Raw genomic sequence first — 2,482 nt, 5'->3', positions numbered from 1 at the left:
GGATTCCCTTGAAACCAGCAATGGTGTCTTTCAAAGAGACGTATTTACCAGGTGCACCGGTAAAGACTTCTGCAACGAAGAACGGCTGGGACAAGAAACGCTGAATCTTACGAGCACGAGCAACGGTGCGCTTGTCTTCTTCTGACAGCTCGTCCATACCCAAGATTGCGATGATATCTTTCAGCTCTTTATAACGCTGCAGAACTGACTGTACACCACGCGCTGTGTTGTAGTGCTCATCACCGATAACCTGTGGGTCCAGCTGACGCGATGTCGAATCCAGTGGATCTACTGCAGGGTAGATACCCAGTGAGGCGATATCACGTGACAATACAACGGTCGCATCCAAGTGAGCGAAGGTTGTTGCTGGTGACGGGTCCGTCAAGTCATCCGCAGGAACATATACCGCCTGGATAGACGTGATTGAACCTGTTTTGGTTGACGTGATCCGCTCCTGCAGAACACCCATCTCTTCAGCCAACGTTGGCTGATAACCTACCGCAGATGGCATACGACCGAGAAGTGCAGATACCTCAGTACCGGCCAGTGTATAACGATAGATGTTATCGACGAAGAATAGAACGTCGCGACCTTCGTCACGGAATTTCTCCGCGATGGTCAATCCGGTCAATGCAACGCGCAAACGGTTCCCCGGAGGCTCGTTCATCTGACCGTACACGAGCGCTACTTTGTCGAGTACGTTTGATTCTTTCATTTCATGATAGAAGTCATTACCTTCACGGGTCCGCTCACCCACACCGGCGAATACTGAGTATCCACTGTGCTCGATCGCGATGTTCCGGATTAGCTCCATCATGTTTACGGTTTTACCAACACCAGCACCACCGAAGAGACCAACTTTACCACCCTTCGCGAACGGGCAGATGAGGTCGATAACTTTGATGCCCGTCTCAAGAAGTTCAATCGAGCTTGATTGGTCTTCGTATGAAGGGGCTTCACGGTGGATAGACATCCGCTCTTCTTCGCCGATGTCACCAGCTTCGTCGATAGGGTCACCTAGAACGTTCATAATCCGTCCTAGCGTTGCCTTACCGACTGGAACCAGAATTGGCTCACCTGTATTCTCAACACTTACGCCACGGCGCAAACCGTCCGTAGTACCGAGTGCAATTGTACGCACAACACCACCACCTAACTGCTGCTGAACTTCGAGGGTTAACCCTTTCAGATCACCTTCAGCGATGCGAAGTGCGTCGTAGATCTTTGGTACGCTAGTTTGTGGAAATTCGATATCCACAACTGCGCCAATGATTTGGACGACCTTACCTTGACTCATGACTTATCCTCTAACTCTGCAAATCTCAATAACCTTTGCCGGGTTGCAGGTCTAAACTGCGCCAGCGCCCGAGACAATTTCCGAAATTTCTTGGGTAATCGCTGCCTGACGTGCTTTGTTGTATACCAACTGCAACTCGTCAATCAGTTGTCCTGCGTTATCGGTCGCTGCTTTCATTGCGACCATACGCGCTGCCTGTTCACTCGCCAGATTCTCAACAGAACCTTGATATACCTGACTTTCTACGAAGCGACGGAGCAGGGTGTCGAGAAGCGACTTTGCATCCGGCTCGTACAGGTAATCCCAAGCATGATCACGCTTGGCGGCTTCAGACTTCGGCAAAGGCAACAGCTGGTTGATGATTGGCGTCTGCGTCATGGTGTTTACAAACTTGTTATACACCAAATACAAACGGTCAATCTCACCGCTGTCGAATGCGTTCAGCATGACTGATACCGTTCCGATCAGATCGTTCAGGGCAGGTTTGTCACCCAAACCAGACGTTTGCGACAGGATATTATTGCTCACTCGCTTCAAGAAACCTGATGCTTTGGTTCCGATGGCTGAGAAGCATACGTCAACACCTTTCTCTTTCCAGTCCTGGACATCACGAATAACCTTACGGAATTCGTTGCTGTTCAGGCCGCCGCACAAGCCACGGTCGGTCGAGATGACGATATATCCAACGCGTTTTACCTCGCGCTCAACCATCCAAGGATGTTGATACTCGAGGTCACCCTGAGCAATATGGCCGATCACGTCACGAATGGCGTCCGCGTAAGGACGACTGCTCGCCATCTGATCCTGCGCTTTACGCATTTTCGAGGCGGCAACCATTTCCATTGCGCTGGTGATCTTCTGAGTATTATTAATACTCCCGATCTGAGTTTTAATCTCTTTTCCAACGGCCATAATAATCTCCTGCGTTACAACGACTGCAGGCCGTAGTTTCCTACGGCCCGGTCCTTAGAAACTTTGGGTCTCTTTGAACTTGGTGATACCCGCTTTAATTTCAGCTTCGATATCGCCGTTGTAATCGCCTGTTTCATTAATTTTCGCCATGAGCTCAGCGTGCTCGCTCTTGAAGTACTCAAGAAGCGCAGATTCGAAGGCTTGAATCTTGTTGATTTCAACACCTTTCAAGAACCCTTTCTCTGCTGCGAAGATAGACACTGCCATGTCCGC

At 50.0% G+C, this 2,482-nt stretch carries 2 protein-coding genes and 1 pseudogene; all 3 read right to left on the bottom strand.

All coding sequences use genetic code 11. The features are described 5' to 3' along the window. Positions 1-1,297 (bottom strand): F0F1 ATP synthase subunit beta (gene atpD / locus J5F18_RS01530; RefSeq protein WP_346300601.1); only part of this gene is annotated, 1,297 nt, incomplete at its 3' end. A gap of 51 nt (positions 1,298-1,348) precedes the next feature. Continuing rightward, the gene (gene atpG, locus J5F18_RS01525) at positions 1,349-2,209 is read right to left on the bottom strand and encodes a F0F1 ATP synthase subunit gamma (protein WP_346300600.1); all 861 of its coding nucleotides are present in this window, start codon (positions 2,207-2,209) and stop codon (positions 1,349-1,351) included. A 54-nt stretch (positions 2,210-2,263) separates the two neighbouring features. Then, positions 2,264-2,482: pseudogene (locus tag J5F18_RS01520) on the bottom strand (F0F1 ATP synthase subunit alpha); the annotation flags it as partial.

The organism is Halomonas sp. BM-2019 (assembly GCF_017584085.1).
This window is presented reverse-complemented; position numbering and strand designations above follow the sequence as displayed.